We start from the raw sequence: 6,149 nt of genomic DNA, 5'->3' as shown, positions 1-6,149 counted from the left end.
GAAATCGCCTTATATCACGCGCTTGGAGCGCTACCTGCCCCGAAAACTACCCATGAATTTTTCTGACGAGGCATATTGCAATATTATGCCGGTGGCATAAGCTGTATGCATCAATTCATGAGAATAATATTTAAACAAGAGGGTGGGGTATGACGCCAGAAGAAATGGGGTTATCAGCCGGCATGCTTGGTCTGATGTTGCTGCTGAGTATCGTGACGCTGGTCAGTTTTATCTGGACCCTGGTGATAGCCTTCAAGGAAAATATCCTGTGGGGTCTTGGCAGTCTCTTTGTGCCGTTGGTCATCATCGTGTTCGGTATCATGCACTGGGACAAGGCGAAAAAACCGTTCCTCACCTATGTCATTGCTTCCATCGTTTACGCGGTGTTCTTCTTCAATGTCCTTTCCACCATGTTTACCGAGGCCGGGGTCATGGAGCTTAACAGCCAGGTACGCTCCGGCCAGATAACAGAACAGGAAGCCCAGCAACGTATCCAGCAGCGCATGGCGGAAATGTTCGGTACCGAGGCGGAACAACTACCCGGCGCCGAGCAACCGCAGCCGGCAGAAGATCAAATCAATACCCTGACCGGGAAAATGAACGAGCGCGCCAGGCAGGCCGAGCAACAGGCCGCGCCCCCCGCGACACAGCGCATCAAGGTCTACAACAGTATTCGCGTCTCGCAGGCCCGCCAGTATATAGGTGAAAACGTGCGCGTCATCAGCATGAGCGGCGTCGAGAAGCAGGGCAAGCTCAAGGAAGTAAAATACGACCGCCTCGTGCTGGAACGCAACCTGCGCGGCGGCGACTTTGCCTTCGAGGTCCTGTTCAACGACATCAAGAGCATTGAAGTCGAGCAGTGGGAAACCTACTAGAAAACCTTGCTGGCCGGATTAACAGGAACCAGGCGATGATCCACTCGTTAACGAGTATGTTGTCGCGGAATCCTGAAAACAGGAAATATTTGTGACCAATAACGATGTCTTGCGGCGTATCCGCTATACCTTCGATTATAGCGATGTGAAGATGGTGGAGATCTTTGCCCTGGCCGGGCTGGCGGTGACGCGTGAGCAGGTCGGCACCTGGCTGAAGAAAGACGATGACCCGGCATTCCAGGCCTGTAGTGATGTCGAGCTGGCAAGTTTCCTCAATGGCCTGATCATCGAGAGACGCGGCAAAAAAGAAGGTATGCAGCCCGAGCCGGAGCAGCGCCTGAGCAACAACATTATCTTTCGAAAATTAAAAATTGCCCTGGACCTGCAGGCAGAGGATGTCATTGAGATCCTGGCGCTGGCGGATGTACAGATAAGCAAACATGAACTAAGCGCGTTTTTCCGCAAGCCGGGGCATAAAAATTACCGCACCTGCCAGGACCAGATTCTGCGTAACTTCCTCAACGGTATGCAGCTGATGTACCGTGAGACCGAAGGATAATATATCGCCCCCTCAACCTGGCGCAGTTAGCCCGCCGCCTTATCATGCCGGCCTGATTATTCGGGTTGTCCGGTTTTTTTACTGACTTTATTTTGTCATTTTCCTGTCATTGAAATTTCACATGATTTTATTACATTGCAACCTGTTTATTTAAAATGATGATGGGGACTACCATGCGACATATCACAGGTTTTGTTTTTGTTCTGTTGTGGGCCGGGGTTATGGCGGGGTGCGCCGTGCCTGTGGAAACACACGCCGAGTCAACAAAAACGGTCAAGCAGCCGCTTGGCCGGGCTGATCTCACTATTTATGAAGTACACCATGATGGTCGTATTCATGTTTTCTACGACAAGAGTGTTTTCAATGAATTTATGTCGCTTGGCGAGACCTCATTCCGCCTGACCCGAATCGGCGCGGGTCCGCATGGTGAGACAATGGTGTTTGGTTTGACCAAAAAAGACAAAAAGATGAAGAAGGATATTCCGGCGATTGATTTGTATGACGGCAAGATCAAGGCCGATTACTTTTATGCAGAAATGCACAAGCATGGTCGCATCTATGTATTCAACAGCTTTGAAGACATGCAGACGGTACGTGATTTCGGGCACCCGAACTTTATGTTCACCGAGATCGGCGGCGGGCCGAAGGGCGAGACGGTCGTCTTCGTGCTGAACAAGTCGAATAAGAAAAAGAAGCCGGACGCCCTGATTGGCGATTTCAAGAGACGCAATTCCTGAGACTTGTTATCTGCTGGATTAAAAATGCCGGGCCTCGAGCCCGGCATTTTTTTGGAAAAACTCGTATTGAATGGGCGTGCTCAAATATGGGCAATGACCGGTGCCGTCGACCCTGTCCGGTTTTTTTGATTTTACGTGACAGGCAATTAGACAGGATTGACAGGATGTTAAAAGTGGCAAGAACCAATCTCGTTCATCCTCTCAATCCTGTCTATGGTTTTTTCAATCCGCTGAATGACTGGCACGCTTGAAGGCGGTGCCATGGCACTTCGGGCAGGGCGGGATGTGGCCGCTGGTGTGGAAGTGCAGCAGTTCGCCACAGTTTTTACACACCAGTGTACCAATGCCGCTGATCTCGCCGGTCTTCCACTCACCGGTCAGGCCGGCCTGCTCCTCGAGTTTTTTCAGTTCGAGGCGGGTCTTGTCGGCCACCGAGTTCATGGCATTAAACAGGCGTGACTCGACCAGCTCGATATCGAAGCGCAGCCAGAATTTCAGTTCATCGCCGTTCTCGGCCAGCCATTGCGCGGCATCGTGGATGTCGCGTTGCAGGTAGCCGGCGATCTCGTGGGCCTCTTCGCGACCGAGCTCGCCCAGTTCGGAGGCCTTTTCGGCGGCTTGCCGGAGTTGTTCCCGGAAATCGGGGCGGGCATGATGGCCGACTTCATCCATCGCCACGTGCAGGCGCTCGAGCATCTTGTTGTAGGCATCGACAAATTTCTGGTTCAGTGGCGTATTTTCTGGCATGGCTTTTCTCCGACAACTTGGGTTTTATATGATGAGCATGCCCTATCCGGCGGGAGCTGACCAGTCTTACCGTTGCCGGGCCTGGTTGAATAACCCCAGATAATGTTGTGGGGCCTGCGCGCGCTGCGGTATCCTTACGCCCTTTCACCAGCGGCAAGTAAGAATAATGGACAAGGCACAGTATCACCCTGAAAAGATTGAAGAAGCGGCCCGTGAGTACTGGCAGGCGCACGATAGTTTTCGCGCCGTCGAAGATGAGGGCCGCGAGAAGTTCTATTGCCTGTCCATGTTTCCCTACCCGAGCGGGCGTCTGCACATGGGCCACGTCCGTAACTACACCATCGGCGATGTGATCAGCCGTTATCAGCGCATGCTTGGCAAGAATGTCCTGCAGCCGATGGGCTGGGATGCCTTCGGCCTGCCGGCCGAGAACGCCGCGATCAAGCACAACGTGCCGCCGGCGAAGTGGACCTATGAGAATATCGACTACATGCGTGGCCAGTTACAGCGCCTCGGTTTCGGCTATGACTGGAAGCGCGAGCTCGCCACCTGCCACCCGAAATACTACAAGTGGGAGCAGTGGCTGTTCACGAAGCTCTTCAACAAGGGCCTGATCTACAAGAAGACCGCGCCGGTGAACTGGTGCCCGAATGACCTGACCGTGCTCGCCAACGAGCAGGTCATCGACGGTTGCTGCTGGCGCTGTGACACGCCGGTCGAGCGCAAGGAGATACCCCAGTATTTCATGAAGATCACGGCATATGCCGACGAGTTGTTGCAGGAACTCGATAATCTCGAGGGTTGGCCGGAGCAGGTCCGCGCCATGCAACGCAACTGGATCGGCCGCTCCGAGGGCGTGGAAGTCGCCTTCGAGGTTGAGGGCGAGCCGCTGAAGGTCTTTACTACCCGCCCCGACACGCTCATGGGCGTGACCTATGTTGCCGTGGCCCCGGAACACCCGCTGGCCGCCAAGGCCGCCAGTGATAATCCTGCCCTGGCCGCCTTTATCGACGAGTGCAAGGTCATGGAGACCTCCGAGGCCGCCATGGAGACTATGGAGAAGAAGGGCGTCGATACCGGTCTGAAGGCCAGGCACCCGATCACGGGTGACGAGGTGCCAGTGTTCGCGGCCAATTTCGTGCTCATGGGTTACGGTGAGGGCGCGGTCATGGCTGTGCCGGCGCATGACCAGCGCGACTTCGAGTTTGCCCACAAATACGGTTTGGCAATTAAACCAGTAATTATTCCTTCAAGTTGGGATCTATCGAAAGTTAAAGCTTCAGTGTTTTCTGAAGGCGTAGGTAATGCAAAAATGAAGGAAGCACCCTGTAGGCAGGTTGAAGGAGAAAATCCTCATATCTGGCTCGAATGGGATGATGTTTTTTCTAAACCAGGTGTATTGATTGATTCTGATGAATTTACAGGCCTAAGTTCGCAGGAAGCCTTTGATGCATTAGCGGTTTATCTGGAAAAGAAGGGCAAGGGCAGCAAGCGCGTCAACTTCCGCCTGCGCGACTGGGGGGTATCCCGCCAGCGGTACTGGGGTGCGCCGATCCCGATGATCAACTGCCCGACTTGTGGCGAGGTCACCGTGCCGGAAGACCAGCTGCCGGTCGAGCTGCCGACCGACATCGAGTTCGACGGGGTCGGTTCGCCTCTCAAGAAGATGCCCGAGTTCTACGAGACCACCTGTCCAAAGTGCGGCGGCAAGGCCGAGCGCGAGACGGATACCTTCGATACCTTTATGGAGTCGTCCTGGTACTACGCCCGTTACACGTGCACCGATAACGACGAGGCCATGCTCGACGAGCGCGCCAACTACTGGCTGCCGGTCGACCAGTATATCGGGGGTATCGAGCACGCCATCCTGCACCTGCTGTATGCGCGTTTTTACCAGAAGTTAATGCGGGACATCGGCCTGGTTGACAAGGACGAGCCATTCAAGAACCTGCTCACCCAGGGCATGGTGCTGAAGGACGGCACCAAGATGTCGAAGTCGAAGGGCAACACGGTCGACCCGCAGGACCTGATCAGCAAGTACGGTGCCGACACGGTACGTCTGTTTACCATGTTTGCCGCGCCGCCCGAACAGTCGCTGGAATGGAATGACGATGCCGTCGAGGGCGCCTCGCGGTTCCTCAAGCGCCTGTGGAAACTGGCGCAGTCGGCCCCGGCGCTGGCCACGGGTTTCGACTGGTCGGGTCTCGACGCTGATCTGAAAGCGCAGCGCGGCGAACTGCACAGCCAGCTCGAGCAGATCAACCGCGATGTCGAGCGCTACCAGTTCAACACCGTGGTTGCCGCCTGCATGAAGATGCTGAACATACTCAGTGAGGTCGAGAAACAACCGGCCGCGGCGGGTCGTGATGCGGTCTATGCCGAGGGCATCGACAGGGTGCTGCGAGTACTGGCGCCGATCGTGCCGCACATCACGCATGCCTTATGGCAGATGCGCGGTAACAGCACGCCGATCCTCACGGCCAGCTGGCCGAGCGCCGATGCCAGCGCCCTGGTCAAGAACACGCTCGAGATCGTCGTGCAGGTCAACGGCAAGCTGCGCGGTCGCATCACCGTGGCCGCCGACGCCAGCCGCGAGACTATCGAGGCCGCGGCGCTGGGCGAGGAGAATGTCCAACGCAATATGGAAGGCAAGACTGTGCGCAAGGTGATTGTTGTGCCCGGCAAGCTGGTGAATATCGTTGTGGCATGATAAATTTTACCGATACGGGGGACCTATGACTGCATTACGCCTGACTATTCTTTTTTTGTTCGCCAGCCTGTTGAGTGGCTGCGGTTTTCACCTGCGTGATGCTGTCGATCTGCCGGCCTCTTACCAGCGCATGGCCATCGAGGGCGTATCGCCGTATTCCGAGTTGGGCCTGAAGCTGAAACGTCGCCTGCAGGGTAATGGTATCGAGGTCGTCGAACCGACTGCCGCCAGTGTCATCCTCGAGCTGAAGCAGATCAACTATGAGCGGCGTCTGCTATCTGTCTCCGCCGTCTCCGGCAAGACCGCCGAGTATGAGCTGCATTACAGCGTCATGATGTCGGTACGCGACCGCCAGGGAAACACCCTGTTAGCGGCCCAGCCGCTACGGCAGTTGCGCGATTATGTGTTCGACCAGAACAACGTCCTCGGCACGGACAACCAGGAAGCCCAGCTACGCGAGGATATGGTCGACGACCTGGTGGGTCAGATCCTGCGTCGTCTGCAGGCCCGCGGCTAACGGG

General features: G+C 55.6%; 6 protein-coding genes. 5 read left to right on the top strand and 1 reads right to left on the bottom strand.

Annotation, left to right across the window (positions count from 1 at the left end; all coding sequences use genetic code 11):
* Window positions 1-149 precede the first annotated feature (149 nt).
* The 3 genes from RQ738_RS07845 to RQ738_RS07835 all read left to right on the top strand — a co-directional run bounded on the left by RQ738_RS07845 (window position 150) and on the right by RQ738_RS07835 (window position 2,171).
* Entirely contained in the window at window positions 150-875 is a 726-nt protein-coding gene (locus tag RQ738_RS07845; RefSeq protein ID WP_314163877.1) for a hypothetical protein, read from the top strand.
* Window positions 876-966: 91 nt separating this feature from the next.
* Window positions 967-1,434, top strand: coding sequence for a DUF1456 family protein (locus RQ738_RS07840; protein ID WP_314163876.1), 468 nt, complete (start codon window positions 967-969; stop codon window positions 1,432-1,434).
* Between the two features lie 173 nt (window positions 1,435-1,607).
* Window positions 1,608-2,171: a hypothetical protein gene (locus RQ738_RS07835; RefSeq protein ID WP_314163874.1), complete on the top strand. Its 564-nt coding sequence runs from the start codon at window positions 1,608-1,610 to the stop codon at window positions 2,169-2,171.
* Window positions 2,172-2,393: 222 nt separating this feature from the next.
* Here RQ738_RS07835 and RQ738_RS07830 read toward each other — a convergent pair whose 3' ends face one another.
* On the bottom strand, window positions 2,394-2,918 hold the full coding sequence (locus RQ738_RS07830; protein WP_314163872.1) for a zinc ribbon-containing protein: 525 nt from the start codon (window positions 2,916-2,918) through the stop codon (window positions 2,394-2,396).
* 166 nt (window positions 2,919-3,084) lie between these two features.
* Between RQ738_RS07830 and leuS the strand changes: the two genes are divergently transcribed.
* Window positions 3,085-5,628 (top strand): leucine--tRNA ligase, encoded by a 2,544-nt coding sequence (leuS, locus tag RQ738_RS07825; protein ID WP_314163870.1) that lies wholly within the window; start codon window positions 3,085-3,087, stop codon window positions 5,626-5,628.
* A 25-nt stretch (window positions 5,629-5,653) separates the two neighbouring features.
* On the top strand, window positions 5,654-6,145 hold the full coding sequence (lptE, locus tag RQ738_RS07820; RefSeq protein WP_314163869.1) for an LPS assembly lipoprotein LptE: 492 nt from the start codon (window positions 5,654-5,656) through the stop codon (window positions 6,143-6,145).
* The last annotated feature ends 4 nt before the right edge of the window (window positions 6,146-6,149 follow it).

The sequence above is a fragment of the Sulfuriflexus sp. genome (assembly GCF_032250955.1).
Taxonomy (GTDB): domain Bacteria; phylum Pseudomonadota; class Gammaproteobacteria; order AKS1; family AKS1; genus Sulfuriflexus.
Note: the sequence above shows the minus strand (reverse complement) of the source record. Positions and strands in the feature narration are given on the sequence as shown.

Excerpts from the sequence above, each read along its gene's own strand:
- RQ738_RS07845 (WP_314163877.1), top strand. The coding sequence starts at position 150 with ATGACGCCAGAAGAAATGGGGTTATCAGCCGGCATGCTTGGTCTGATG.
- RQ738_RS07835 (WP_314163874.1), top strand. The coding sequence starts at position 1,608 with ATGCGACATATCACAGGTTTTGTTTTTGTTCTGTTGTGGGCCGGGGTT.
- RQ738_RS07830 (WP_314163872.1), bottom strand. The coding sequence starts at position 2,918 with ATGCCAGAAAATACGCCACTGAACCAGAAATTTGTCGATGCCTACAAC.
- leuS (WP_314163870.1), top strand. The coding sequence starts at position 3,085 with ATGGACAAGGCACAGTATCACCCTGAAAAGATTGAAGAAGCGGCCCGT.
- lptE (WP_314163869.1), top strand. The coding sequence starts at position 5,654 with ATGACTGCATTACGCCTGACTATTCTTTTTTTGTTCGCCAGCCTGTTG.